Source organism: Roseomonas sp. FDAARGOS_362 (assembly GCF_002754815.1).
Classification (GTDB): Bacteria; Pseudomonadota; Alphaproteobacteria; order Acetobacterales; family Acetobacteraceae; genus Roseomonas; species Roseomonas mucosa.
In genome coordinates this window covers 3,350,380-3,374,884 of record NZ_CP024588.1, presented here as the reverse complement: position 1 = coordinate 3,374,884, position 24,505 = coordinate 3,350,380, and the positions used below count along the sequence as shown (strand labels likewise).

Here is a 24,505-nt window from a genome sequence, read left to right as displayed (position 1 = left end):
GGGACTCGTCGGGGCGCGGGTCAGCCTTGCGGCATGAGGCGGGCGAAGGCGGTCAGGCCTGCCGTCGGGCCCGCCATTCCTCCCGGGCGACATAGGCGGTGGCGGCGGCCACCATCAGCGCCAGGGCATACCAAGTGATTGCATAGACCAGATGGTTGTTCGGGAAGCTGATCACCGTCAGCCCGCCGACCGGCAGCCCACCCGGGTTGGGAACGGCGTCAGCATCGATGAAATAGGGAGCGACCGGTCCGGGGAGCCCCCGGACGGCGGCGATGGCGGCCACGTCGCGGGAGTACCACCGCCCCTCGGCCGGGCGGTTGCTGCGCAGGAAGCTGCCCCCGGGCTCGGTGACGCGGAGCAGACCCGTGACGGTGACGGGACCGGCCACCTGCCCTTCCGCACGGCCGGCCGGATCGCGCCGGTCGCCGGGGACGAAGCCGCGGTTGACAAGAACGGTGAAGCCCGCCTCGTCGCGCAAAGGGGTGAGCACCCAGAAGCCCGCGCCCAGGTTGGTATTGGCCTGGACCAGCGTTTCGCGGTCGTGGAGGAAGCGGCCCATGACCCGGACGTGGCGGTATTCGTCCCGCGCGGCGGTGACGCCCGGCCAGGCATCCACCCCGGGCGGGGCGGCGGGCGGGGCATGGACGCGGCTCTCGACGCGCTGGATCAGGTCGAGCTTCCAGGCGCGGCGCTCGACCTGCCAGGTGCCCAGCGCCACCAGCCCGGCAAAGGCCAGCAGCGCCAGGAAGCCCAGAAGAAACAGGCGGGCCGGGGAATGCGGGCGCCAGCCCTCCCCGGCCCATTCCGGATCGTGGCCCTTGAGTTCAGGCCCCGTGGATGGAGGCAAGGCCAGGCCTCAGGGCATGTTGCTCATGTCGTGGGCGTTCATGGGCATCATGTTCGCGTTCAGGTGGTACATGACCCAGAGCGAGCCCGAGAGGGTGATGACGACCAGCACGATCGTGAAGATCAGCGCCAGCATGGTCCAGCCGCCCTCGGAGCGGGAGTTCATGTGCAGGAAGTAGACCATGTGCACGACGACCTGGATCGCCCCCAGCCCCATGACCGTCATGGCGGTCACCCGCGGATCGGCGATGACATCGCCCATCACCAGCCAGAAGGGAATGGCGGTGAGGATGACCGACAGGATGAAGCCCGTCAGATACCCGCCATAGGTGCCGTGATAGCCGCCGTCGTGATGGTCGTCGTGGCCATGGCCGTCAGGGCCATGGTCGTGACCGGGCTGGTGCGCGGTTGCGTGCGAGCTCATTGCAGCACCCCGAGGAGATAGACGAAGGAGAAGACGCCGATCCAGATGACGTCCAGGAAGTGCCAGAACAGGCTGAGGCACATCAGGCGGCGCTGGTTCGCCTGGTGCAGCCCGAAGCGGGCGACCTGCACCATGAGGGTGATCAGCCAGATGATGCCCACCGTCACGTGCAGGCCGTGCGTGCCGACCAGCGTGAAGAAGGAGGACAGGAAGGCGCTGCGCTGCGGCCCCGCCCCTTCCGAGATCAGGTGGTGGAACTCGTAGAGCTCCAGCCCGAGGAAGGTGGCGCCGAACAGGCCGGTGACGAACAGCCAGAACAGCACCGCGCCCTTCCGCTGCTTCATCATCGCCAGCATGGCGAAGCCATAGGTGATGGACGAGAACAGCAGCATCGCGGTGTTCAGCGCCACCAGTGGCAGGTCGAACAGCTCCTGCGGCGTGGGGCCGGCGGCGAAGCTGCGGCCCAGCACGCCATAGGTGGCGAAGAGCACCGCGAAGATGAGGCAGTCGCTCATCAGGTAGATCCAGAAGCCCAGCATGGTGCTGTTCTCCGGATGCGCGTGATCGTCGTCCAGAACGTAGAAGGGGACGTTCGCGTCCACGGCGGGATTGTAGGAATGCGTGCTCATGCGCCGCTCACTCCCCCGCCGCCATGGCGGCCGCGCGGGCCTGTTCCGTCCGCGCCACCACATCCGCGGGGATGTAGAAGTCGCGCTTGTAGTTGAAGGTATGGGCGATCGCGGTGACAAGGATCGCCACGAAGCTCAGCGCCGCCAGCCACCACATGTACCAGACCATCGCGAAGCCGAAGACCAGCGACAGGCCGGCCAGGATGATGCCCGCGCCGGTGCCCTTGGGCATGTGGATCGGGCGGTAGCCCCCCTGCGGGTACTGGTGGCCGCGCTGCTTCATGTCCCACCACGCATCGTGGTTGTGGATCACCGGGGTGAAGGCGAAGTTGTACTCCGGCGGGGGCGAGGAGGTCGCCCATTCCAGGGTACGGCCGTTCCAGGGATCGCCGGTCACGTCGCGCAGCTGGTCGCGCTTCATGAAGCTCACCACCAGCTGGATGATGAAGCTCAGGATGCCGAGCGCGATCAGGAAGGCGCCGAAGGCGGCGATGATGAACCAGATCTGCAGCGAGGGGTCGTCGAAGTGGTTGATGCGGCGGGTCACGCCCATCAGCCCCAGGACGTAGAGCGGCATGAAGGCGAAGTAGAAGCCGATCAGCCAGAACCAGAAGGACATCTTGCCCCAGAAGGGATCGAGCTTGAAGCCGAAGGCCTTGGGGAACCAGTAGGTGATGCCCGCGAGCATGCCGAAGACCACGCCGCCGATGATGACGTTGTGGAAGTGGGCGATCAGGAACAGGGTGTTGTGGAACTGGAAGTCGGCCGGCGGGATGGCGAGCATCACGCCGGACATGCCGCCGATGGTGAAGGTCACCATGAAGCCGACGGTCCACATCATCGGCACCTCGAACCGGATGCGGCCGCGGTACATGGTGAAGAGCCAGTTGAACAGCTTGGCACCCGTCGGGATCGAGATGATCATCGTCGTGATGCCGAAGAAGGAGTTCACGCTGGCGCCGGAGCCCATGGTGAAGAAGTGGTGCAGCCAGACCAGGTAGGACAGGATGGTGATCACCACCGTGGCGTAGACCATGGAGGTGTAGCCGAAGAGGCGCTTCGAGCAGAAGGTGGAGACCACCTCCGAGAACACGCCGAAGGCCGGCAGGATCAGGATGTAGACCTCCGGATGGCCCCAGATCCAGATCAGGTTGACGTACATCATGGGGTTGCCGCCGAGATCGGCGGTGAAGAAGTTCGTCCCCACGTAGCGGTCGAGCGAGAGCAGGACCAGCACGGCGGTCAGCACCGGGAAGGCCGCGACGATCAGCACGTTGGTGCAGAGCGCAGTCCAGGTGAAGACGGGCAGCTTCATCATGGTCATGCCCGGCGCGCGCATCTTCACGATGGTCGCGATCAGGTTGACGCCTGATAGCAAGGTGCCGATGCCCGCGATCTGCAAGGCCCATATGTAGTAGTCGACCCCGACCCCGGGATTGGCCTCGTAGCCGGAGAGCGGCGGATAGGCGAGCCAGCCGGTCTGGGCGAATTCGCCGATGAACAGCGACATCATGACCAGCACGGCGCCGGCCGTGGTCATCCAGAAGCTGAAGTTGTTCAGGAAGGGGAAGGCCACGTCGCGGGCGCCGATCTGCAGCGGCACCACGAAGTTCATCAGGCCCGTCACCAGCGGCATGGCCATGAAGAAGATCATGATCACGCCATGGGCGGTGAAGACCTGGTCGTAGTGGTGCGGCGGCAGGTAGCCCTCGGACCCGTTGAAGGCGATGGCCTGCTGGGTCCGCATCATGACGGCGTCGGCGAAGCCGCGCAGCAGCATGATGATGGCCAGGATCACGTACATGATCCCGATCTTCTTGTGGTCCACCGAGGTGAACCACTCCTTCCAGAGATAGCCCCAGAGCCGGAAATAGGTGAGCGCGCCGAGCACCGCGAGGCCGCCGATGGCCACGCCGATGAAGGTCACGATCAGGATCGGCTCGTGGTACGGGATCGATTCGAGCGAGAGCCGCCCGAACACGAGTGTCGCGAGGTCCGTGTTGGAGGACATTGGGTCTACTCTATCACTTCGTGATCGAGGGCCGGACCCTGGAAGGGCCGGCCGGTTTCACGGGCCACCGGGGCTCCCCTGCGGGAGGAGGAGCGGCTACCCGGCGGGATGGGTCGGCCGCCGGCGGAGGGCCGGCGGCGGGCGGAGGAGGTCAATTCGCGATCTCGGCCTGCGCGCGGCCATAGGGGTCGGCGGGGGTGCAGAGAGCCATCACGTAGCGCTGGCGGGGCGCGTTGCGGTCTTCGGCCCGGGCCTCCGCCACTTCGCCGCCCGTGCGGGACGCCGCCGGACGGCTGCCCACGTTGAAGGTGCCTGCCGGGCCGAGCCCGCCATTGGCGTCGATGCGCATCATCTGGCTCTGGCACATCCGGCTGGTATCGACGCAGCGGTCCAGGATGGCGGCGAAGAGCTCGGGATCGACGGTGCGGAAGCGGCGCACCGGCTCCTTCTGGCTGGGGCGCTCCAGCTGCAGGTAGGCGGCGCGGGTCAGGTCCTCGTTCGAGGTCTTGGCCTCCACCACCCAGCGGCCGAATTCCTCCTGGCTCATGCCCTTGAACTGGAAGTGCATGTCGGAGAAGCCGGCGCCGCTGTAGTTCGCCGAGAAGCCCTGGTAGCTGCCGGGCGCGTTGATCACCGCGTGCAGCTTCGTCTCCATGCCGGGCATGGAGTAGATCTGTCCCGCCAGGGCCGGGATGGAGAAGGAGTTCATCAGGGCCGAGGAGGTGATCCGGAAGTTGATCGGCACGTCCACCGGGGCGGCCACCTCGTTGACCGTGGCGATCCCCTGCTCCGGGTAGATGAACAGCCACTTCCAGTCGAGGGACACGACCTGGATCTCCAGGGGCTTCATGTTCTCCGTCACCGGCCGCTCGGCATCGATGCGTGAAAGCGGGCGATAGGGGTCGAGCAGGTGGGTGCCGACCCAGGTCACGGCGCCCAGGGCGATGATGATCGTCAGGGGCGCCGCCCAGATGACCACTTCCAGGGGCGTGGAATGATACCATTCCGGATCGTACTTCGCCTTGCTGTTCGAGGCGCGGTAGCGCCATGCGAAGATCAGGGTCAGCACGATCACCGGAACGATGATCAACAGCATCAGGACGGTGGAGATCACGATCAGGTCACGCTGCTGGACAGCGATGTCACCCGATGGATTCAGGACCACCATTTTGCAGCCGGACAGCAGCGCGGCCAGCGCCACCAGAGGCAGGGTACGCAGGATCTTGGAGGGCATGCCACTCGATCGTGAAACTATGGTGCGATGCACAGCTTCTACGGAAGGACGGGCGCCGGAGGGATTGGACATTTTGTCCAATGGACGGCACCTCGCCTTGTATGCTGTGCTCTGCGATGATGCCTATAGTCTTTGGATCGAATCGGCAATCTTTCTGTGGCGAGGGCTATTCTGGCCGCCGGAAGGATGCCGGAGCTTCCAGGCGGGCGGGTCGGAACGGGGAGGGTAGAATTTGATAGCGGTCACCGAAAGGCGTGGCATCCCGAACTCAACGGAACTGGAGCGGGACGCTCGGCGCGCTCACAAGGACGATCACGCGGTCTCCCCGGCACAGATCGCGCTCGGTGTCGTCATCGGGCGCATGTCGGAATTCTTCGACTTCTTCACCTATGCCCTCGCGTCGGTGCTGGTCTTTCCGCGATTCTTCTTTCCGAACACCGATCCCACCTCGGCGATGCTGGCCTCCTTCGCCATCTTCTCCCTGGCCTTTATTGCCCGGCCGATCGGCTCCTTCATCTTCATGGCCGTGGATCGTGCCTATGGCCGCGGCGTAAAGCTGACCATCGCCCTCTTCCTGCTGGGTGGCGCCACCGCCGCGATCAGCTTCCTGCCCAGCTATGCCGACAAGGGCGTCGCGGCCGTGGTGTTGCTGGGGGTGTTTCGTTTCTGCCAGGGCTTGGCGCTGGGTGGTGCCTGGGATGGGCTGGCCTCGCTCCTGTCGCTGAACGCACCGCAGAACAGGCGCGGCTGGTATGCGATGATGCCTCAGCTGGGTGCACCCTTGGGTTTCATCCTGGCCGGCGCGCTTGTTGCCTTCTTGGTCGCTACCCTGCCGGAGGCCGATTTTCAGGAATGGGGCTGGCGTTATCCCTTCTTCGTGGCCTTTGCCATCAATGTGGTCGCCCTCTTCGCCCGCCTTCGACTCGTGGCTACGCGGGAATTCTCCTCGTTGCTGGAACGAGAGGAACTGGAGCCCGTTCGGGTCACCGAGATGCTGCGGGCGAACGGTCGCAACGTGCTGATCGGTGCCTTCGTGCCGCTGGACTGCTTTGCGCTGTTCCATCTGGTGACGGTTTTCCCGCTGGCCTGGATCGTGCTGCACACGGACCGCGATGCGGGGAACTTCATCCTGATACAGATGCTGGGGGCGCTCATCTGCGTGCTCACCGTGATCATCTCCGGCCTTCTGGCCGATCGGATCGGGCGAAGGAAGCTGCTTGTGATCGGCTCGCTGCTGATCGGCGCCTTCAGCTTCGCCGCGCCGTTCCTGCTGGGCGGCGGCCGAAGCGGCGAGGAGACCTTCGTGTTGCTGGGCTTCGGCCTGCTGGGCCTGGCCTTCGGGCAGGCCAGCGGTGCCGTGGCCTCGAACTTCGAGCGCCGCTACCGCTACACGGGCTCGGCCATCACCTCGGACATCGCTTGGCTGATCGGCGCCGGATTCGCGCCCTTGGTGGTACTGGCCCTGTCCAATTGGTTTGGCTTGGCGGCTGTGGGCGCTTACCTGTTGTCCGGCGCGGTCTGCACCGTGGTTGCCCTGGCGACCAACCGCCAGTTCGAGACGCGCGACCGATAGGCCAGGACAGGCCCGCTCAACCTGGAGACTGGCCTCCAGGCATCTGCTGACTTGGGAACCCCTGGGAGCTTTGTTCTCCCGGGGGTTCTTTTCGGCCCGGGGCCGCGCTTCGGAAAAAAGCAGCCGGGACGAAGAACCGCAGGCAGCCACGACAGCCAGTGAACAGAACCGCGAAAGCTAAGGAGAGACGCGAAGCGGGAATGGTGGAGCTGAGGGGAATCGAACCCCTGACCTCCTCATTGCGAACGAGGCGCTCTCCCATCTGAGCTACAGCCCCATGCCCGCTAAGGCGAGGCGGCTTATCCATCACGTCACGGCCGCCGTCAAGCACCTCTCGCGCTTGCTCCGCGTGCGCGGGCCCCATACACCCTGCCTCGGCACCTCGGCGCGCGGCCGATACGCACATCAACACCGGGAAGGCGACCTATGGCGGCATTGTTCTGGCTCGTGGATCAGATCATCGGGATTTACATCTGGGTCCTGATCGCCGCAGCCGTCTTCAGCATGCTGACCGCCTTCGGCGTCCTCGACACGCGGAACCGGCTGGTCTGGACGATCGGCGATTTCCTCTACCGGATCACCGAGCCTGCCCTGGCGCCGATCCGGCGCTTCCTGCCGAGCCTGGGGGGGATCGATATCTCTCCGGTCATTCTGATCCTGGTCCTGCAGGCGCTGCGGATCTTCATCGCCACCACGCTCTGGCGCCTGGCCTTCTAGCCTCATGGGCGTACCTGCGCATGAGGCGGCGCCGGTGCCCGGGAGTCGGGAGCAGGTGGCGTGAGCGGCGGCCGTACCCTCTCCCCCCTTGCCTGGCGGGTGGTGCCGGAGGGTTTGGAGCTGCGGGTGCGGGCGCAGCCCAAGGCACGGAGACCTGGCATCACCGGGGTGGTGGAAGGAGCGGACGGGCCACGTCTGCGGGTCGCCGTCTCCCCGGCACCGGAGGACGGCCGCGCGACCCGGGCGGTGGTGGAGGCGCTGGCCGAGGCGCTGCGGGTGCCACCCTCGGCCATCACCTTGCTGGCGGGCGCGGCCTCGCGCGAGAAGACCTTCCGAATCCAGGGCGAGGCGGAGGGCCTCGCCGCAGTATTGGAGCAATGGGCATGAGTGCCACGATCCTCGACGGCAAGGCGCTGGCGGCACGCCGGCGCGCGGCGCTGGCGGAGCGGGTGGCCGGGCTTGGCTTCCGCCCCGGCCTGCGCGTGGTGCGGGTGGGCGAGGATCCGGCCAGCGGCGTCTATGTGCGCAACAAGGACCGGGCGGCGAAGGAGGCAGGCTTCGACAGCGCCACGCTGCAACTGCCGGAGGGCACGACCGAGGCGGAGCTGCTGGCGCTGGTGCGGCGGCTCAACGACGACCCGGCGGTGGACGGAATCCTGGTGCAGCTTCCCCTGCCCGCTCATATCCGCACGGATGCCGTGCTGGATGCGGTCGACCCGGGCAAGGACGTGGACGGGTTCCATCCGGTGAACCAGGGGGCGTTGGCGCTGGGGCGGCCGGGGCTGGTGCCCTGCACGCCGCGGGGCGTGATGCTGCTGCTGGAGGAGGCGAAGGTTTCCCTGAGCGGGGCGCGGGCGGTGGTGGTCGGGCGCAGCACCATCGTGGGCAAGCCGGTGGCGGCGCTGCTGCTGGCGGCCAATGCCACGGTGACGGTGGCGCATTCGCGGACCCGCGACCTGGCGAGCGAGTGCCGGCGGGCGGAGATCATCGTCGCGGCGGTGGGCCGGGCGGGGCTGGTGCGCGGCGACTGGGTGGACAACGAGGCCACGGTGATCGATGTCGGCATCAACCGTGGGGCGGATGGCAGGCTGGTGGGCGATGTCGCCTTCGGCGAGGTGGTGGACCATGCCGGGGCGATCACGCCGGTGCCGGGCGGCGTCGGGCCGATGACCATTGCCTGTCTGCTGGAGAACACGGTGCAGGCGGCGCTGGGCCGGCGGGGCGCCTGACCGGCGGCTGCCGAGGACGGGACTGAGCCCTCGGCCTTGCGCCGGAGTGGCGTGCGGGCGGGGGCATTCATGCTTTGTTAAGCGTGGGGACGTAGGAGCAGGGCACCGCCAGGAGGGCAGACCGAGATCCTTCGAGGGGGTCAGCCTTGCCCGATTCCGCCTGTCGTTCGCCGCACCAGTTCCCGTTGCAGGAGCGCCGACCGGCGTGGCGGTCGCCGCGCCGGGCGTGGCGGCTGCTGATGGTGGCGATCGTCTTCGCCTGGCTGCCGGACAGGAGCTGGAAGCTGGCGGCCTTGGCGGGGCTGGTGGCGACGCCGGCGGTGAGATGGGGGGTCGTGCTGCTGGCCCAGAGATGGGTGCGGCGGCTGGGGCCTTCGGACCCGGATGGGTGGCAGGGGTGGTGAAGGGGGCGGCCCGGGATGGGTGCCCCCTGCCCCATGTCAGAGGGCGCCGCCCTTGCGGCCGGCCATGGCGCCGAGGCGCAGGCGCAGCGCGTTCAGCTTGATGAAGCCCTGGGCGTCGAACTGGTCGTAGGCGCCCTGGTCCTCCTCGAAGGTCACGTGCTTCATCGAGTAGAGGCTGTTGGGCGAGCTGCGGCCGGTGACGATGGTGTTGCCCTTGTAGAGCTTGAGGCGGACCTCGCCGCTGACGCTGTGCTGGGACTGGTCCACCAGCGCCTGGAGCATGCGGCGTTCCGGCGAGAACCAGAAGCCGTTGTAGACCAGCTCGGCATAGCGGGGCATCAGGCTGTCCTTGAGGTGGGCGGCCTCGCGGTCCAGGGTGATGCTCTCCATCGCGCGGTGCGCCACGTAGAGGATGGTGCCGCCCGGGGTCTCGTAGCAGCCGCGGGACTTCATGCCGACGAAGCGGTTTTCCACGAGGTCGAGGCGGCCGATGCCGTTCTCCTTGCCGAGCGCGTTCAGCTTCGTGAGCATCGCGGCCGGGGAGAGGGCTTCGCCGTTGATGGCGACGGGGTTGCCCTGGTCGAAGGTGATGGTGATTTCCGTCACCTTGTCCGGGGCGTCCATGGGGCTGATGGTGCGCTGCCAGACGACCTCGGGGGGCTCGTCCCAGGGCTCCTCCAGGACCTTACCCTCGCTCGACGAGTGCAGGAGGTTGGCGTCCACGCTGAAGGGGGCCTCGCCGCGCTTGTCCTTGGCGATAGGGATCTGGTGCTGCTCGGCGAACTCGATGAGCTTCGTGCGGCTGGTGAGGTCCCATTCGCGCCAGGGGGCGATGACCTTCACGTCGGGCTTGAGGGCGTAGTAGGCGATCTCGAACCGGACCTGGTCGTTGCCCTTGCCGGTGGCGCCGTGGGAGACGGCGTCGGCACCCATCTGCTCCGCGATCTCGATCTGGCGCTTGGCGATCAGGGGGCGGGCGATGGAGGTGCCGAGGAGGTACATGCCCTCGTAGAGCGCGTTCATGCGGAACATCGGGAAGACGAAGTCGCGGACGAACTCCTCCCGGAGATCGTCCATGAAGATGTTCTCTTCCTTGATGCCCAGGAGCTTTGCCTTGTCGCGGGCCGGGCCGAGTTCCTCACCCTGTCCCAGATCGGCGGTGAAGGTGATGACCTCCGCCCCATAGGTCGTCTGGAGCCATTTCAGGATGACCGAGGTGTCGAGGCCGCCCGAATAGGCCAGCACAACCTTCTTCACGTCCTTCACACGCATTTCGCCGCCGGTCCTTGCTGAATGGGAATGCGAGGGCCGGTTTAGGCCCGTGCGGTGCGGCGGGGCAAGGCCGCGCAGGGCGCGGTTCATGGCCAGGAGAGGCGCACGGAGCGGGGGATGCGGCGGCGGCCGCCGGCGGTGCGGGCGACGGCCATCAGGGAACGGAGGTTTTCGCGCGTCAGCGGCAGGGTGCGGAGCAGGCGGGCGACGGTTTCGGACAAAAGGGGATCGGGGAGCAGCCAGGGGGGCGCGGGGAGCGCCGCGCGGAGGCCGAGGCGGCGGATCAGGATGAGGAGGGGCATGCCGCCGAGGCGCGCGGCGAGGCGGGCGGCACGGCAGATGGCGTGTTGCAGCAGGCGGAGGGGGTGGGAGGGGGGTGCATCCGCCAGAGCGCGGAGGAGGCGGTGCCAGAGGCCGGCATGGGTGAGGCGGCGGAAGAAGCGGGCGACGGTGTCGGGGCGGCCATAGTGCGACGGGAGGGAAGCCCAAGGGGCGCCGGGGGTGGCGGCATGGTGGAAGATGGCCTCCATCCGCGTGCGGAGGGAGGTGGTGCGGCGGCCCTGTGGGGCGAGAGTGGGGAGGTGGGGTTGGAGAGCGGTCCAGGCGGGGTCGGGGAGGAGATAGAAGAGTTGAGGAGCAATCGAGAATGGATGCATATGGGTCATATAAAGGAATATATTCTTATTGTCAATAAAAATTGCCGACCGCCGGTTTGCTGATCTTGCCTCTCGTACTGCCCTTGAAGAACATGCGTCGCAAATGCGTGAAGAGCCATTGGCATTACGGGAATTGACGAGCCATACTACTAGATAGTCGGCCTTGAATAACTCGTAAGGCACTGATCTAGCTGTGAGATTTTCCGGGCTCGGCGACCTGGATTTGCAGGGTTCGATTGTTTTCGACGACAAACCCTGCGAATCTTGTGGGCATGAAGCACCGCCCGCGCCCGCCGGAACAGGCCGATCTGCTGCGGCCGCGGCTGGTCGACATGATCGATGGGCGGCACGAACTGGTGCGGCTGGCGGCGCTGATCGACTGGTCCTGGTTCGAGCGGGAATGGGCCGGCTTCTTCCCCGCCGCTGAGGGACGGCCGGCCACGCATCCGCGTCTGGTCGCCGGGCTGATGTACCTCCAGCACGCCCATGGCCTCTCCGACGAGGCGGTGCTCGCGCGCTGGGTGGAGAACCCGTACTTCCAGCACTTCACGGGTGAGACCTTCTTCCAGCACCGTGCGCCCATCCATCCCTCCTCTCTCAGCCGCTGGCGCGGTCGCATCGGTGAGGAAGGTGTCGAGTGGTTGCTGACCAGGACGATCGAGGCGGCTCAGGCTTCGGGAGCTGTGACGTCGAACAGCTTGGCCGAGATCGCAGTGGACACCACAGTGATGGAGAAGGCCATCGCCCATCCGACCGACAGCCGCCTCTATGAGCGGGCCCGCCACTCGCTGGTGACGCTGGCGCACAAGGCCGGGATCGCCCTGCGCCAGAACTACAATCGCCTGGCGCCGCGCCTGGCCGGCCAGGTGGGGCGCTACGCCCACGCCCGGCAGTTCCGCCGCATGCGCAAGGCGTTGCGCACGCTCAAGGGCTACACCGGCCGCATCCTGCGCGATGTTGAACGCAAGCTCGGCGCCGTCCCTGACGGGCCACTGCGGGCGCGCATCGAGCAGCGCATCGCCCTCGTCACCCGCCTGCTGCTCCAGACACCGAAGTCGTCCCGCAAGCTCTACGCCCTGCACGAGCCCGAGGTGGACTGCATCGCCAAGGGCAAGGCGCGGGTGCGCTACGAGTTCGGCACGAAGGTCAGCATCGCCACCACCCTCGCCGGTGGCTTCGTCGTCGGCATGCGCAGCCAGCCCGGCAATCCCTACGACGGCCACACCCTCGCCGACGCCCTCCAGCAGGTCGAGACCCTCACCGGCCAGCGTCCCAGCCTCGCCGTGGTCGATCGCGGCTACCGCGGCCATGGCGTCACGGCAACCAGGGTGCTCGTCAGCGGCACCAGCCGCGGCCTCACGCCCCGCCTGCGCCGGCTGCTCCGCCGCCGCAGCGCCATCGAGCCCGAGATCGGCCACATGAAGACCGATGGCCGCCTCGCCCGCTGCGCCCTCAAGGGCACGCTCGGCGATGCTCTCTACGCCGTCCTCTGCGGCTGCGGCCACAACATCCGCAAGATCCTCGCCCACCTCAGGGCCCTTTTGGCCGCTCTCCTCGCCGCCCTCCGACAGGCAATCCTCACCCCGATCAGCCAAGCCAGCGTCCCGACAGGCCGCACCCTGCTCGCAGGGGCGACAGCCTGAAGACGTTGTTCAAGGCCGACTAATGACAGCAAAGGAAAAGATGTCGCCACAAAGTGGCTTGGCTACTGGAAAGGATACGCACCAGAGGAAGCCAAATGGTTAATCATACTGGGCGAGTATGGGACGGGCAAAACATCACTCACCAGGGTGCTTCAGCATCGCTGGCTAAGTGACTACCATGGCGATCCCTCGCAGCCAATTCCAATACGAATTGAACTCAGAAATTTCAGCAGGCAATTTGATGCCTATGGCTTACTCCATCACTTTTTGGATGCAAACAAACTAAGCCATGTTTCCATCGACTTTATGCTCCACCTCATCAGAACTGGTCGAGTAATTTTGCTTCTAGATGGTTATGACGAAATGGCCCAATTCATGAATAGTCGTGAAAGACGAGCTTGCTTGGCCGCATTAGCTGAACTCGCAAAAGATGGCGCGAAAGGAATTTTAACAAGCAGACCCAACTATTTTTCCGAAAGCGAGGAACTAAATGTTTTCGAAGCGCTTTATCGAAATTTAGAGCAGCAAAGATATTATCTCTCAAAAAAAGACTCGGAGTTTATCGAAAGTGAGCGTATCGTTGATGCCCTTGTAGAACGCTATGTTCTCAATAGGTACGAAAGAAATCTACAAGATTTAACACCAGAACAAACAGAGTCACTCGTTAAAAGGAGTTTAGCAAAAAATCCAACAGGGCAACGAATTGTTCTATCAATATTAAACAGGGTTTTCAGAGAGGAGGCTCTCGGGACACGTCAAGCTTTGTCTGGAAAGCCAGTGATTGTCTCCTATCTTCTAGAGCTAGTCGAGGAAATACAGAAAGCTCAGGATGCTGATACTTCAGCCAACACGATAACAGAATGGGATATATACAAGCTAATTATCGATAGATTGATGGCTCGCGATATGCAGCGATCTACATTGCTGCCACACGATCGTCGCTTGGCTTTGCAAACGCTAGCACTCAAAATATCTTCAAGAGATAACCCTATAGCAACCGAAGACACATTTAATAAAATTGTTGATGAGCACTTCCCTGCCGAGCTGCGACGCCTCTCACCTGAGGAACGCCGAACACGAAGACTAGAGTTGTTCGAAGATCTAAGAAGTTCTGCAACACTAACTAGAGCAGTTGAAGCTAAGCATGACGGATGGGTTTTTTCTCAGAACCCGTTTCATAACGGCTGAGGCGGGGTGAGCGGCGGGAGTTCTGCGCGTTCGGAGGGTGTCTGACGTCCTTCGAGGTGGCCCATGTGGACCCCTGCCGCCCGCGCGCAGCTTGCGCGCGGCTCCCAGCCTTATGCAACGTGCCTAACCGATGCCGAGTGGGCCCTGGTCGAGCCCTTCTTGCCAAGCCCTGCAAAGACCGGACGACCCCGGTCCTGGCCGATGCGGCGGGTGGTCGATGCGATCCTCTACGTGCTCCGTACCGGCTGCGCCTGGGCGCATCTGCCCCGCGACTTCCCGCCGCCCGGGACCGTGCACCGTTGGTTCCTGCGCCTCTCGCGCCGGGGCACCTTCGAGCGACTGGCGCACGCCCTCATCATGGCCGACCGCGAGCGGGTCGGCCGAGAGGCCTCACCGACAGCGGCGGTGTTGGACGCCCAATCCGTCCGCTCGGGCGGTGTCGGCGTGAAAGGTGTCCGCGGCTACGATGCCGGGAAGAAGGTGACGGGCCGCAAGCGCCACGCCCTGGTGGACACGGACGGTAGGCTCCTGCTCGCCGCCATCTCGCCCGCCTGCCTGCATGACAGCCGAGGGGGTGCGGCCCTCCTGGCCATGTCGCGCCGCCCTTGGCCGTTCCTGGCCCGCTGCTTCGCCGACCGCGCCTACGCCGGTCCGCGGGTCGCCCGAGCCTCCCCCGTCGCCGTTACCATCATCGGCAGCGCACCCGGCCAGAAAGGCTTCGCCGTGCAACCCAGGCGCTGGGTGGTGGAGAGGTCCTTCGCTTGGTTCGGCCGCTGCCGACGCCTCGCTCGCGATCACGAGGCCACCGTCGGTTCCGCCGTCGCCTTCTTCACCCTCGCCGCCGCCATGATCCTCGTCCGGCGTCTGGCTCAGCCGTTATGAAACGGGGTCTCACAACTCACTTAGAACCCGTTTCATAACGGCTGAGGCGGGGTGAGCGGCGGGAGTTCTGCGCGTTCGGAGGGTGTCTGACGTCCTTCGAGGTGGCCCATGTGGACCCCTGCCGCCCGCGCGCAGCTTGCGCGCGGCTCCCAGCCTTATGCAACGTGCCTAACCGATGCCGAGTGGGCCCTGGTCGAGCCCTTCTTGCCAAGCCCTGCAAAGACCGGACGACCCCGGTCCTGGCCGATGCGGCGGGTGGTCGATGCGATCCTCTACGTGCTCCGTACCGGCTGCGCCTGGGCGCATCTGCCCCGCGACTTCCCGCCGCCCGGGACCGTGCACCGTTGGTTCCTGCGCCTCTCGCGCCGGGGCACCTTCGAGCGACTGGCGCACGCCCTCATCATGGCCGACCGCGAGCGGGTCGGCCGAGAGGCCTCACCGACAGCGGCGGTGTTGGACGCCCAATCCGTCCGCTCGGGCGGTGTCGGCGTGAAAGGTGTCCGCGGCTACGATGCCGGGAAGAAGGTGACGGGCCGCAAGCGCCACGCCCTGGTGGACACGGACGGTAGGCTCCTGCTCGCCGCCATCTCGCCCGCCTGCCTGCATGACAGCCGAGGGGGTGCGGCCCTCCTGGCCATGTCGCGCCGCCCTTGGCCGTTCCTGGCCCGCTGCTTCGCCGACCGCGCCTACGCCGGTCCGCGGGTCGCCCGAGCCTCCCCCGTCGCCGTTACCATCATCGGCAGCGCACCCGGCCAGAAAGGCTTCGCCGTGCAACCCAGGCGCTGGGTGGTGGAGAGGTCCTTCGCTTGGTTCGGCCGCTGCCGACGCCTCGCTCGCGATCACGAGGCCACCGTCGGTTCCGCCGTCGCCTTCTTCACCCTCGCCGCCGCCATGATCCTCGTCCGGCGTCTGGCTCAGCCGTTATGAAACGGGGTCTTAGAGAGTATCTCGTATGCGAGGCACTTGTTGAGAGCCTAAGGAAAAAAGAAGCAGCACCAATTGACAGTCCTATTACAACAGCAATGCGAGCCTTCGTAGCCTCAATCGACAAGACTAATGCAATCAGTTTATGGCAGTTCTTGGTTGATCTTTGGCCAAAACGAAATACTGAAAGCACCCTTGGATCTTATTTGGTATTATTATGGGATTTAGCAGCCAGAAGTGATGCAGGCCTACATGAGAATCTAAAGTCTCTAGGGATTGCAGGACCCATGGAAACTATAGCTATGAATAACATAAGTATAAAGGATATCAATTTCAGTCAGATTGAAAACAGCGCCGGATTACGATTTAATATGGATAGCAGCACTGTTGCTGATTGCACCTTTGACGGCATGGACCTTAGCAGTAGTAGCTTCGAGGAAGCGTTACTGGATAACGTTTCGCTAAAAGATTGCAATCTGAGCCAAACACTATTTCAAAAAAGCTATTTCTTTGAGTGCGATATATCTGGATCAACGCTCCAAGGTGCTGACTTCAGAGGCATAGACCCCGAATCGAGTTTTCTAGTTTCGCATAGCAACAACACCATGCGGCAACTCAGCAATATGGACGCCATAGGTTTTCTTAATTTCAATGGAGCAAAGACGGACCCTATTGATGATATATACATTTATAAGAACCATCCCAAATTTCCCATGATAGCAAAAATCTGCGAAAAAGTTTCAGAGCAGAGGAATAGCCAACTCAGAGGACTAACGCAAAGGGGCGAGGCAAGAGTAGATCCACCTTTTGCACGGGATTTCGTTAGTCGCCTTGAAGCGTTGGGGTGGGTAATGGTGGATAAGAATGATCTAGTTTCGTGCACACCAGTAGGGCGGCCCTTGTTAGCGTCCCTCGCCGCCGGTACTAAAATTGCCGCAGAGATAGTGCAGTTCATTGAAGAGAAAGATTAGCAAACGCGGCGCAATTTTGCTCGAATCTATTGAGTCGGCCTTGAACAACGTCTTCAGGCTGTCGCCCCTGCGAGCAGGGTGCGGCCTGTCGGGACGCTGGCTTGGCTGATCGGGGTGAGGATTGCCTGTCGGAGGGCGGCGAGGAGAGCGGCCAAAAGGGCCCTGAGGTGGGCGAGGATCTTGCGGATGTTGTGGCCGCAGCCGCAGAGGACGGCGTAGAGAGCATCGCCGAGCGTGCCCTTGAGGGCGCAGCGGGCGAGGCGGCCATCGGTCTTCATGTGGCCGATCTCGGGCTCGATGGCGCTGCGGCGGCGGAGCAGCCGGCGCAGGCGGGGCGTGAGGCCGCGGCTGGTGCCGCTGACGAGCACCCTGGTTGCCGTGACGCCATGGCCGCGGTAGCCGCGATCGACCACGGCGAGGCTGGGACGCTGGCCGGTGAGGGTCTCGACCTGCTGGAGGGCGTCGGCGAGGGTGTGGCCGTCGTAGGGATTGCCGGGCTGGCTGCGCATGCCGACGACGAAGCCACCGGCGAGGGTGGTGGCGATGCTGACCTTCGTGCCGAACTCGTAGCGCACCCGCGCCTTGCCCTTGGCGATGCAGTCCACCTCGGGCTCGTGCAGGGCGTAGAGCTTGCGGGACGACTTCGGTGTCTGGAGCAGCAGGCGGGTGACGAGGGCGATGCGCTGCTCGATGCGCGCCCGCAGTGGCCCGTCAGGGACGGCGCCGAGCTTGCGTTCAACATCGCGCAGGATGCGGCCGGTGTAGCCCTTGAGCGTGCGCAACGCCTTGCGCATGCGGCGGAACTGCCGGGCGTGGGCGTAGCGCCCCACCTGGCCGGCCAGGCGCGGCGCCAGGCGATTGTAGTTCTGGCGCAGGGCGATCCCGGCCTTGTGCGCCAGCGTCACCAGCGAGTGGCGGGCCCGCTCATAGAGGCGGCTGTCGGTCGGATGGGCGATGGCCTTCTCCATCACTGTGGTGTCCACTGCGATCTCGGCCAAGCTGTTCGACGTCACAGCTCCCGAAGCCTGAGCCGCCTCGATCGTCCTGGTCAGCAACCACTCGACACCTTCCTCACCGATGCGACCGCGCCAGCGGCTGAGAGAGGAGGGATGGATGGGCGCACGGTGCTGGAAGAAGGTCTCACCCGTGAAGTGCTGGAAGTACGGGTTCTCCACCCAGCGCGCGAGCACCGCCTCGTCGGAGAGGCCATGGGCGTGCTGGAGGTACATCAGCCCGGCGACCAGACGCGGATGCGTGGCCGGCCGTCCCTCAGCGGCGGGGAAGAAGCCGGCCCATTCCCGCTCGAACCAGGACCAGTCGATCAGCGCCGCCAGCCGCACCAGTTCGTGCCGCCCATCGATCATGTCGACCAGCCGCGGCCGCAGCAGATCGGCCTGTTCCGGCGGGCGCGGGCGGTGCTTCATGCCCACAAGATTCGCAGGGTTTGTCGTCGAAAACAATCGAACCCTGCAAATCCAGGTCGCCGAGCCCGGAAAATCTCACAGCTAGATCAGTGCCTTACGAGTTATTCAAGGCCGACTATTGATCACGAGAGGTCTAAGGAACCTCAGGCTCCTGGCAGATGGGGGTTCGGGGGCAAGGCGGAGCCTTCCCCCGAGGACGGCGCGAGGCGGGAACACCCCCTCCCCAGCGCACATCCCCCAGCCTCAATCCAGCGGATCGAACGGAAACCCCACCGGCAGCAGGGCGCCGCGATGGGCGGCGATGGTGCTGTCCAGGAAGGCGACGGCGGCGCGGAGGCGTGGGCTGCGGCGCAGGTCCTCGTGGAAGAGGAGCCAGAGGGGGAGCGGCGTCATGGCGCGGGGGGCGGGCAGGCGGCGCAGGCCAGGGTCGGATTCGCCGGAGAAGCAGGAGAGGAGGGTGGCGCCGAGGCCGGTGCGGGCGGCCTCCTGCAAGGCGTGCATGGAGTTGGCGCGGAGGGCGATGCGTTCCGGCGGGACGAGGTCGGCCAAATGGCGATGGATGGCGGCGTGGCTGACGCTGTCGCCATAGGCGAGGAAGGGCTGGTCCTCGAAGGGGCGAGGGTCATGGGCGGCGGCGTAGAAGGCGAAGGCGAGGCTGCCGAGGCGGCGGGCGACGAGGCCGGGGGTGTCGGGGCGGGAAAGGCGGAGGGCGAGGTCGGCCTCTCTCCGTGAGAGGTCGAAGGCGCGGGCGTCGCCGACGAGCTCGACCTGGAGGCCGGGGTTCTGGGCCAGGAAGGGGGCGAGGCTGGGGGCGAGGAGCGACGTGGCGAGGTGGGGGGTGGTGGTGAGGCGGATGGTGCCGGTGAGGCCGGTGGGGGCGCCGTCGAGGCGGCGGAGGAGGCCGGTGACCTCCGCCTCCATGCGGGCGGCGGCGGCGAGGAGCTGTTCGCCGGTGGGGGTGGGGGTGAAGCCGTCCGGGGTGCGGGTGAAGAGGGGGGTGTCGAGGTCGCGTTCGAGGGAGTCGAGGCGGCGGGCGACGGTGGTGTGATCGACGCCGAGGCTGCGGGCGGCGGCGGAGAGGGTGCCGCCGCGGCGCAGGGCGAGGAGGGTGCGGAGGCGGTCCCAGTCCGTGAGGGCGCGGTCGGGGCCGGGCGCGTGGGCAGGCGTGGCTGTGCGTTTCTGCGCGGGCATTGTGGGAAGGAGCGCGTTTCCTGTGCGGCTGTCCACGGGCATGTTGCGTGGGTGTGTGAGACAGCAATGGAGCGGTCCGATGGTGCGGGTGCCGGTTTGGTTACGGGGCGGGGCGATGCTGGCGGGGACGGCGGTGGCCTGGGGCGGGATGTTCGCGGTGACGAAGCCGCTGATGGGGATGGTGGACCCGTTCACGCTGACGCTGGTGCGGTACGGGGTGACGGCGCCGGTGTTCCTGGCGCTGCTGGTGCTGGTGGAGGGGGTGGGGGCGCTGCGGCTGGAGGGGCGCGGGTGGCGGCTGTGGTGGCTGGGGACGCTGGGTTTCGCGGGGTTCGGGGTGCTGGCCTTCCTGGGGCTGCGGGTGGCGCAGCCGGAGCATGCGGCGGTGATCCCGGCGACGATGCCTTTGATCGCGGTGGCGGTGGCGGCGTGGCGGGCGCGGCGGCGGCCTTCGGGGCGGGTGCTGCTGGCGGTGGCGCTGGGGCTGGCGGGGGTGGTGCTGGTGGTGACGCGCGGGGCGCCGCTGGAGCTGGTGCGCGGCGGGGCCGGGCGCGGGGAGGCGCTGGTGTTCCTGGGGGCGTCGCTGTGGGTGTTCTACACGCTGGGGGCGGCGGCGTTCCCGGGGTGGTCGGGGCTGCGGTACACGGCTTTGAGCTGTGCGCTGGGGGTGCTGAGCATCGCGGCGCTGGATGTGCTGGCCTTTGCCGGGGGCTGGGCGCGGTGGCCTGGGGGCGTGGCGCTGGCGGGGGCCTGGCCGGAGCTGGGGTATCTGATCGGCGTGGCCTCGGTGCTGGGGGTGCTTGGGTGGAATGCCGGGATGCGGGCGATGGGCGCGGCGCGGGGGGTGCTGTTCATCAACCTCGTGCCGGTGACGGCCTTTGCGATCGCGGTCGTGGGCGGGCGCGTGCCGGTGGGGACGGAGCTGGCGGGCGTGGCGCTGGTGATCGCGGCGCTGGTGCTGAACAGTTTCGCGGGGGTGCGGGGTGCCGGGGCGGTGCCGCGGGAGGCGGTGGTGCCGGTGGCGACGGGTTGTGGGGTGCGGGAGGCGGTGCCGCTGCGGGTGGCGGGGCGGTAGGGGTTCCTGCCCCGGCTTTCGGCCCCGATCTCCTGTCCTGGCCTCCTGCCCTGGCCCCCTGCCCTGGCCCCGGCGATGGGGCCGCCGCCCGGGTGGGACCGGGCGGCGGTGGAGGCGGTCAGCCGGCGCTGGTGATGTTGTTGGCCTTGACCACTTGGCCCCAGCGGGCGTGGTCGCTGCGGACGAGCTTGTCGAAGCTCTCGGGCGTGCCGCCGCCGGGTTCGTCGCCCTGGCTGGTGATGCGGTCGCGCACGGTGGGGTCGGAGAGGGCCTCGTTGAGGGCGGCGTTGACCCTGGCCACGACCTCGGGCGGGGTGCCACGGGGGCCGGAGATGCCGATCCAGGAGCTGACGATGAAGTCGTCGAGGCCCTGCTCCTTCGCCGTCGCGGCGTCGGGGAAGGCGGGGACGCGGTTTTCGCTGGTGACCATGATGGCGCGGATCTGGTTGGCCTTGACGAAGGGCGCGACCACGGAGGCGGCGTCGAACATCATGGGGAAGCGGCCGGCGATGAAGTCCTGCATGGCGGGGCCGGAGCCACGGTAGGGGATGCTCTGCATGGCGGGCAGGCCGGCGCGGGCGCGGAAGAGTTCCGAGGTGCAGTGGGAAAGGCTGCCGGCGGAGGCGATGCCGTAGTCGGGGATGTCCTTCTGGGCTTTCACCCAGGCCACGAATTCCTGGATGTTGCGGGCGGGGACGGAGGGGTGGACGCAGAGGACCATGGCCGAGCGGAGGGCGAGGCCGATGTTCACCATCTCCAGCGGGTTGACGGTCATGTTGGGGAAGGTGTGGGGGTTGATGGCCATGGGGGAGGAGTTGGAGGCCATCAGGGTGTAGCCGTCGGGCTTGGCGCGCATGACCACCTCGGTGGCGAGGTTGCCGCCGGCGCCGCCGCGGTTCTCGATCACCAGGGTCTGGCCGAGGGCCTTGCCGATGCCGGGCTGGACGATGCGGGCGGCGAAGTCGGTCTGGCCGCCGGGCGGGAAGCCGACCATCAGGGTGACGGGGCGGGTCGGCCAGTTGGGCTGGGATGACGCGGACTGGGCGTGGGCGAGGCGCGGGGTGGCCAGGGGGGCTGCGAAGGGGGTGGCCAGGGCGGCGAGGCCCAGGGCGCGTTCAAGGGCGCGGCCGAGCGCGGCGCGGCGCGAGAGGTCTTGGGATGACATGCGCGGTTCTGTCTTTCTGTCCTGGACGGGGCCGGCGGGTCCGGCCTTGTTCGCAGCCGCCTGATTCGGCGGGGCGGTGCCGGTGCATCATTACGAAATCTGCATGAAACGTCCATGCGGTTCCGGCAGGTGGGCGGCGGAATGGAAACGTCACGGGAGCGTCATACGCGGGGGTGCGGGGAGCGGTTACATCCGCCGGCGCCTGAGATCACAGAATCCGGAGTTCGGATGCGCCGCCTTCTGCTTGCCGCCACCTGCCTGGCCCTGCCCTGCCTGGCGGGCGGCTTTCCGTTCCTGAACGCGGCGCGTGCCGCGGAGCCGCAGATCACCATCCTGGACGACCATGATCCGGGCATGAAGCTCGGGACTGTGCGCTTTCCGGGCGGCAAGACGCTGGAGCTGACGGTGGGGATCGGTTCCGCCGCCTATCGCCGGCCGGGGGATGCGGCGGACATCGTCTATACGATGTCCGACCGGGGACCGAACTTCACCTGCGCGGAAGGGGTGAAGATCACCGGGCTGGCGATCGGGAAGCTCTGCGCGCCGGACGAGAAGGGGCGGGTCTATCCGGTGCCGTCCTACAGCCCGACGATCTACGGGGTGATGCTGGACCCGGCGGCGAAGCGCTTCCGGGTCTTCGAGGCGATCGCGATCAAGGGGCAGGACGGGCAGCCGGTCACGGGGCTGACGAACCCCCTGCCCGGCCGCACCGAGACGCCGATCGATGCCGAGGGGAAGAAGCTGGATTTCAACCCCTCCGCGCTGGATGCGGAGGGGCTGTTCCAGGCGCCGGACGGGAGCTTCTGGATCGGCGAGGAGAATGCGCCCTCCATCGTGCATATCGGCGCGGATGGGCGGGTGCTGCGGCGCTATGTCCCGGCGGGCGGGACCAAGGGGGAGCTGGCGGGGGCGCGGTACGAGGTGGTGGACACGCTGCCGGCGATCCTGGCGAAGCGGCAGTCCAACCGGGGGATCGAGAGCCTGACCGGCACGCCGGATGGCAGCGCGCTGTACGCCATGGTGCAGAACCCGCTGGCCAACCCGGATGCGGCGGCCTTCCGCAAGGCGAAGAACACGCGGCTGCTGCGCTTCGACCCGGCGACGGGGAAGGTGACGGGCGAGTGGGTGTACCAGCTGGAGGACCCGCGTTCCTTCCGGCTGGACCCTTCGGAGAACCAGTCGGCGCCGCGGATCAGCGAGATGACCTGGCTGGGGCCGGACCGGCTGCTGGTGCTGGAGCGGACGGACGGCACGACGAAGCTGTTCGAGGTGAAGCTGAACGACGGCGCCACCGATATCGCCGGCAGCAAGTGGGACGACCCGCAGACGCGGCCGACGCTGGAGCAGGGCAACGACCTGTCCGGAACGGGCGTCACGCCGCTGCGCAAGCGGCTGGTGCTGGATACCGCCGACCACAAGGACCTGCCGGTGAAGCTGGAGGGGATGGCGGTGCTGCCCGACGACACGCTGCTGCTGGTGAACGACGACGATTTCGGCATCAGCGGAGAGCGCACGCGGATCGTGCTGGTGCGCGGGCTGGGGCTGAACGCCGGGAAGTGAGGCGGCGGTTGCTGCCTGGAGTTTGGCGCCGCGCTTCGTGGCCGGCCCTGGGGGAGGCTCCGCCTGCCCCGGTCCGGTGAGCCCTTCGGGGAGCGGAGCCGGGGCCTAGGGAGACGGGGGAGTCCCGGTTTCGGCAAGGGCGGCGGCCAGTTCGGCGAAGGCCTGCCGGATGGGGGCGGCCTGGCCGCCGAGATCGGCTTCCGGGTCGATCGGGGCACCCCGGATCACCGATTCGGGCAGGGTGATGCCGGGCATCGCCGGGACCACGCGCATCTTCAGCCCTTCCGCGACCTGCCGGAGCTGGGCGGCGCATTTGCCGCCGCCATGGCCGCCATAGCTGACGATCACCAGGGGCTTGCCGCGCCATTCGGCGTGAAGGTGGTCGATGGCGTTCTTGAGCGGGGCGGGGTAGCCCCAGTTGTACTGCGGCGTGACGAAGACGAAGGCATCGGCGCCGGCGATCTTCGCGCTCCAGGCCCGCGTGTGCGGCTGGAGGTAGGCGCCGAGGGCGGGGATGCCGGGTTCGTCGTCCATGGGCAGGGGCCAGTCGGTGAGGTCCACCAGCTCGCAACCGAGGCCGGCGGAGGCTTCGGCGATGCCGGCAACCCAGCGGGCGATCGTGGGGCAGAGCCGGCTGGCCCGCGTGCTGCCCATGATCAGCAGGATTTTCGGGGTTGCTGGTGCGCCCACGGGATTCTCGTGTATCATGCACGGAGTTCTACGTTGCTTCCGGATGGCCGTAAACCGTGCATGATACACATGATCTCGATCTGCTCGCAGGGGCGCTGATCGATCTGGTGGGCGCCCTGAACAGCCCGCGCCAGGACGAGGTGCTGTTGCGGGAGGCAGGGGTCACGCTCGACCGGGCGCTGTTTCCCCTGCTGGTGCGGATCGCGCGGGCCGGGTCGGTCGGCATCGTCGAGCTGGCCGGGCAGGCGGGCCGCGACCATTCGACGATCAGCCGGCAGGTCGCCAGGCTGGAACGGCTCGGCCTCGTGGCCCGGCAGGCGGCCGCCGGCGACCAGCGGGTCCGCGAGGCGCACATCACGGAGGCGGGGGAACGGCTCATCGCCGCGATCACCGGGGCGCGGCGGCGGCTCCTCGGCCGGCTCCTCGCGAACTGGAGCGCGCAGGAGCGCCGGTCGGTGGCGCAGCTCAACCGGCGGCTGGCGGATGCGATGAAGGCGGCCCTGCCTCCGCCGGGGTGATGGGGGGCGCGGCATTCCGGCCGGTTGTTTCCCCGGGGCCAGTCCATGGATCAGGCCTCGCCCGGATCGTCCTCCGGTGGGTTCCTCGCAGGCAGCCCCCCTGCCCCGGCCGGTGCTTCCGGGAGTTTCACCGGCTGTCCCCTTCGGAGCGTTTCCGCTGAAAGGTTTCCCTGGGGAGTTCCCCTGGGGAGTTCCCCTGGGTGGTTCCCTCTGCGTGGTTCCCTCTGGGCAGGACGGGCGGAAGCCCTACCTTGCGCGGCGATGCGAGGCAGGAGGGAT

General features: G+C 66.7%; 24 protein-coding genes and 1 tRNA gene. 13 read left to right on the top strand and 12 right to left on the bottom strand.

Features of this window, described 5'->3' with window-relative positions:
- Positions 1-52: 52 nt before the first annotated feature.
- The 5 genes from CTJ15_RS19915 to cyoA all read right to left on the bottom strand — a co-directional run bounded on the left by CTJ15_RS19915 (position 53) and on the right by cyoA (position 5,144).
- Positions 53-847, bottom strand: coding sequence for an SURF1 family protein (locus CTJ15_RS19915; RefSeq protein ID WP_075822088.1), 795 nt, complete (start codon positions 845-847; stop codon positions 53-55).
- A 9-nt stretch (positions 848-856) separates the two neighbouring features.
- Positions 857-1,270: a cytochrome o ubiquinol oxidase subunit IV gene (gene cyoD / locus CTJ15_RS19910; protein WP_019460456.1), complete on the bottom strand. Its 414-nt coding sequence runs from the start codon at positions 1,268-1,270 to the stop codon at positions 857-859.
- Positions 1,267-1,899 carry a cytochrome o ubiquinol oxidase subunit III gene (gene cyoC, locus CTJ15_RS19905; protein WP_019460457.1) on the bottom strand — a complete coding sequence of 211 codons (633 nt, stop codon included), beginning with the start codon at positions 1,897-1,899 and terminating at the stop codon, positions 1,267-1,269. The genes cyoD and cyoC overlap by 4 nt, the downstream gene beginning before the upstream one ends.
- A gap of 7 nt (positions 1,900-1,906) precedes the next feature.
- Complete coding sequence (gene cyoB / locus CTJ15_RS19900; protein ID WP_019460458.1) at positions 1,907-3,910, bottom strand: cytochrome o ubiquinol oxidase subunit I; 2,004 nt, start codon at positions 3,908-3,910, stop codon at positions 1,907-1,909.
- 151 nt (positions 3,911-4,061) lie between these two features.
- Complete coding sequence (gene cyoA, locus CTJ15_RS19895) at positions 4,062-5,144, bottom strand: ubiquinol oxidase subunit II (RefSeq protein WP_075822087.1); 1,083 nt, start codon at positions 5,142-5,144, stop codon at positions 4,062-4,064.
- Between the two features lie 232 nt (positions 5,145-5,376).
- On the opposite strand from cyoA, the gene CTJ15_RS19890 reads away from it, so the two are divergent.
- Positions 5,377-6,717, top strand: coding sequence for an MFS transporter (locus CTJ15_RS19890; RefSeq protein WP_099781884.1), 1,341 nt, complete (start codon positions 5,377-5,379; stop codon positions 6,715-6,717).
- 201 nt (positions 6,718-6,918) lie between these two features.
- Here the strand turns inward: CTJ15_RS19890 and CTJ15_RS19885 are convergent.
- Positions 6,919-6,994, bottom strand: a tRNA-Ala gene (locus tag CTJ15_RS19885).
- A gap of 149 nt (positions 6,995-7,143) precedes the next feature.
- Between CTJ15_RS19885 and CTJ15_RS19880 the strand changes: the two genes are divergently transcribed.
- The 4 genes from CTJ15_RS19880 to CTJ15_RS24445 all read left to right on the top strand — a co-directional run bounded on the left by CTJ15_RS19880 (position 7,144) and on the right by CTJ15_RS24445 (position 9,067).
- A complete protein-coding gene (locus tag CTJ15_RS19880; protein WP_019460461.1) occupies positions 7,144-7,434 on the top strand; it encodes a YggT family protein in 291 nt (96 codons plus the stop codon).
- A gap of 60 nt (positions 7,435-7,494) precedes the next feature.
- Positions 7,495-7,821, top strand: coding sequence for a DUF167 domain-containing protein (locus CTJ15_RS19875; protein ID WP_075822085.1), 327 nt, complete (start codon positions 7,495-7,497; stop codon positions 7,819-7,821).
- Positions 7,818-8,663: a bifunctional methylenetetrahydrofolate dehydrogenase/methenyltetrahydrofolate cyclohydrolase FolD gene (gene folD / locus CTJ15_RS19870; protein WP_075822091.1), complete on the top strand. Its 846-nt coding sequence runs from the start codon at positions 7,818-7,820 to the stop codon at positions 8,661-8,663. Before CTJ15_RS19875 ends, folD begins: the two co-directional genes overlap by 4 nt.
- A 239-nt stretch (positions 8,664-8,902) precedes the next feature.
- Positions 8,903-9,067, top strand: coding sequence for a hypothetical protein (locus tag CTJ15_RS24445; RefSeq protein WP_193009625.1), 165 nt, complete (start codon positions 8,903-8,905; stop codon positions 9,065-9,067).
- Between the two features lie 36 nt (positions 9,068-9,103).
- Here CTJ15_RS24445 and CTJ15_RS19860 read toward each other — a convergent pair whose 3' ends face one another.
- Both CTJ15_RS19860 and CTJ15_RS19855 read right to left on the bottom strand, forming a co-directional pair.
- Positions 9,104-10,339 carry an argininosuccinate synthase gene (locus CTJ15_RS19860; protein ID WP_075822083.1) on the bottom strand — a complete coding sequence of 412 codons (1,236 nt, stop codon included), beginning with the start codon at positions 10,337-10,339 and terminating at the stop codon, positions 9,104-9,106.
- Between the two features lie 86 nt (positions 10,340-10,425).
- On the bottom strand, positions 10,426-10,995 hold the full coding sequence (locus tag CTJ15_RS19855; RefSeq protein ID WP_099782227.1) for a transposase: 570 nt from the start codon (positions 10,993-10,995) through the stop codon (positions 10,426-10,428).
- Positions 10,996-11,267: 272 nt separating this feature from the next.
- On the opposite strand from CTJ15_RS19855, the gene CTJ15_RS19850 reads away from it, so the two are divergent.
- The 5 genes from CTJ15_RS19850 to CTJ15_RS19830 all read left to right on the top strand — a co-directional run bounded on the left by CTJ15_RS19850 (position 11,268) and on the right by CTJ15_RS19830 (position 16,603).
- On the top strand, positions 11,268-12,638 hold the full coding sequence (locus tag CTJ15_RS19850) for an IS5 family transposase (RefSeq protein ID WP_226945876.1): 1,371 nt from the start codon (positions 11,268-11,270) through the stop codon (positions 12,636-12,638).
- A gap of 147 nt (positions 12,639-12,785) precedes the next feature.
- Positions 12,786-13,826 carry a hypothetical protein gene (locus CTJ15_RS19845; protein ID WP_255414120.1) on the top strand — a complete coding sequence of 347 codons (1,041 nt, stop codon included), beginning with the start codon at positions 12,786-12,788 and terminating at the stop codon, positions 13,824-13,826.
- Positions 13,827-13,889: 63 nt separating this feature from the next.
- Positions 13,890-14,708 carry an IS5 family transposase gene (locus tag CTJ15_RS19840; protein ID WP_099780839.1) on the top strand — a complete coding sequence of 273 codons (819 nt, stop codon included), beginning with the start codon at positions 13,890-13,892 and terminating at the stop codon, positions 14,706-14,708.
- A gap of 108 nt (positions 14,709-14,816) precedes the next feature.
- Positions 14,817-15,635: an IS5 family transposase gene (locus CTJ15_RS19835; RefSeq protein ID WP_099780839.1), complete on the top strand. Its 819-nt coding sequence runs from the start codon at positions 14,817-14,819 to the stop codon at positions 15,633-15,635.
- Positions 15,632-16,603, top strand: coding sequence for a pentapeptide repeat-containing protein (locus CTJ15_RS19830; RefSeq protein WP_099781883.1), 972 nt, complete (start codon positions 15,632-15,634; stop codon positions 16,601-16,603). The genes CTJ15_RS19835 and CTJ15_RS19830 overlap by 4 nt, the downstream gene beginning before the upstream one ends.
- A gap of 53 nt (positions 16,604-16,656) precedes the next feature.
- Here the strand turns inward: CTJ15_RS19830 and CTJ15_RS19825 are convergent, their stop codons facing one another.
- Both CTJ15_RS19825 and CTJ15_RS19820 read right to left on the bottom strand, forming a co-directional pair.
- Positions 16,657-18,027 carry an IS5 family transposase gene (locus tag CTJ15_RS19825; protein WP_226945876.1) on the bottom strand — a complete coding sequence of 457 codons (1,371 nt, stop codon included), beginning with the start codon at positions 18,025-18,027 and terminating at the stop codon, positions 16,657-16,659.
- A 243-nt stretch (positions 18,028-18,270) separates the two neighbouring features.
- Positions 18,271-19,218 carry a LysR family transcriptional regulator gene (locus CTJ15_RS19820; RefSeq protein WP_193009624.1) on the bottom strand — a complete coding sequence of 316 codons (948 nt, stop codon included), beginning with the start codon at positions 19,216-19,218 and terminating at the stop codon, positions 18,271-18,273.
- Between the two features lie 115 nt (positions 19,219-19,333).
- On the opposite strand from CTJ15_RS19820, the gene CTJ15_RS25070 reads away from it, so the two are divergent.
- Entirely contained in the window at positions 19,334-20,293 is a 960-nt protein-coding gene (locus tag CTJ15_RS25070; RefSeq protein WP_255414119.1) for a DMT family transporter, read from the top strand.
- A gap of 118 nt (positions 20,294-20,411) precedes the next feature.
- Here the strand turns inward: CTJ15_RS25070 and CTJ15_RS19810 are convergent, their stop codons facing one another.
- Complete coding sequence (locus tag CTJ15_RS19810) at positions 20,412-21,458, bottom strand: tripartite tricarboxylate transporter substrate binding protein (RefSeq protein WP_027297268.1); 1,047 nt, start codon at positions 21,456-21,458, stop codon at positions 20,412-20,414.
- Positions 21,459-21,686: 228 nt separating this feature from the next.
- On the opposite strand from CTJ15_RS19810, the gene CTJ15_RS19805 reads away from it, so the two are divergent.
- Complete coding sequence (locus CTJ15_RS19805) at positions 21,687-23,018, top strand: esterase-like activity of phytase family protein (protein ID WP_075821569.1); 1,332 nt, start codon at positions 21,687-21,689, stop codon at positions 23,016-23,018.
- 105 nt (positions 23,019-23,123) lie between these two features.
- Here CTJ15_RS19805 and CTJ15_RS19800 read toward each other — a convergent pair whose 3' ends face one another.
- A complete protein-coding gene (locus tag CTJ15_RS19800) occupies positions 23,124-23,726 on the bottom strand; it encodes an NADPH-dependent FMN reductase (protein ID WP_075821570.1) in 603 nt (200 codons plus the stop codon).
- Positions 23,727-23,764: 38 nt separating this feature from the next.
- Here CTJ15_RS19800 and CTJ15_RS19795 point away from each other — a divergent pair, with 38 nt between their 5' ends.
- Positions 23,765-24,226, top strand: a complete 462-nt coding sequence (locus CTJ15_RS19795; RefSeq protein ID WP_075821571.1) for a MarR family winged helix-turn-helix transcriptional regulator — start codon at positions 23,765-23,767, stop codon at positions 24,224-24,226.
- Positions 24,227-24,505: the final 279 nt, after the last annotated feature.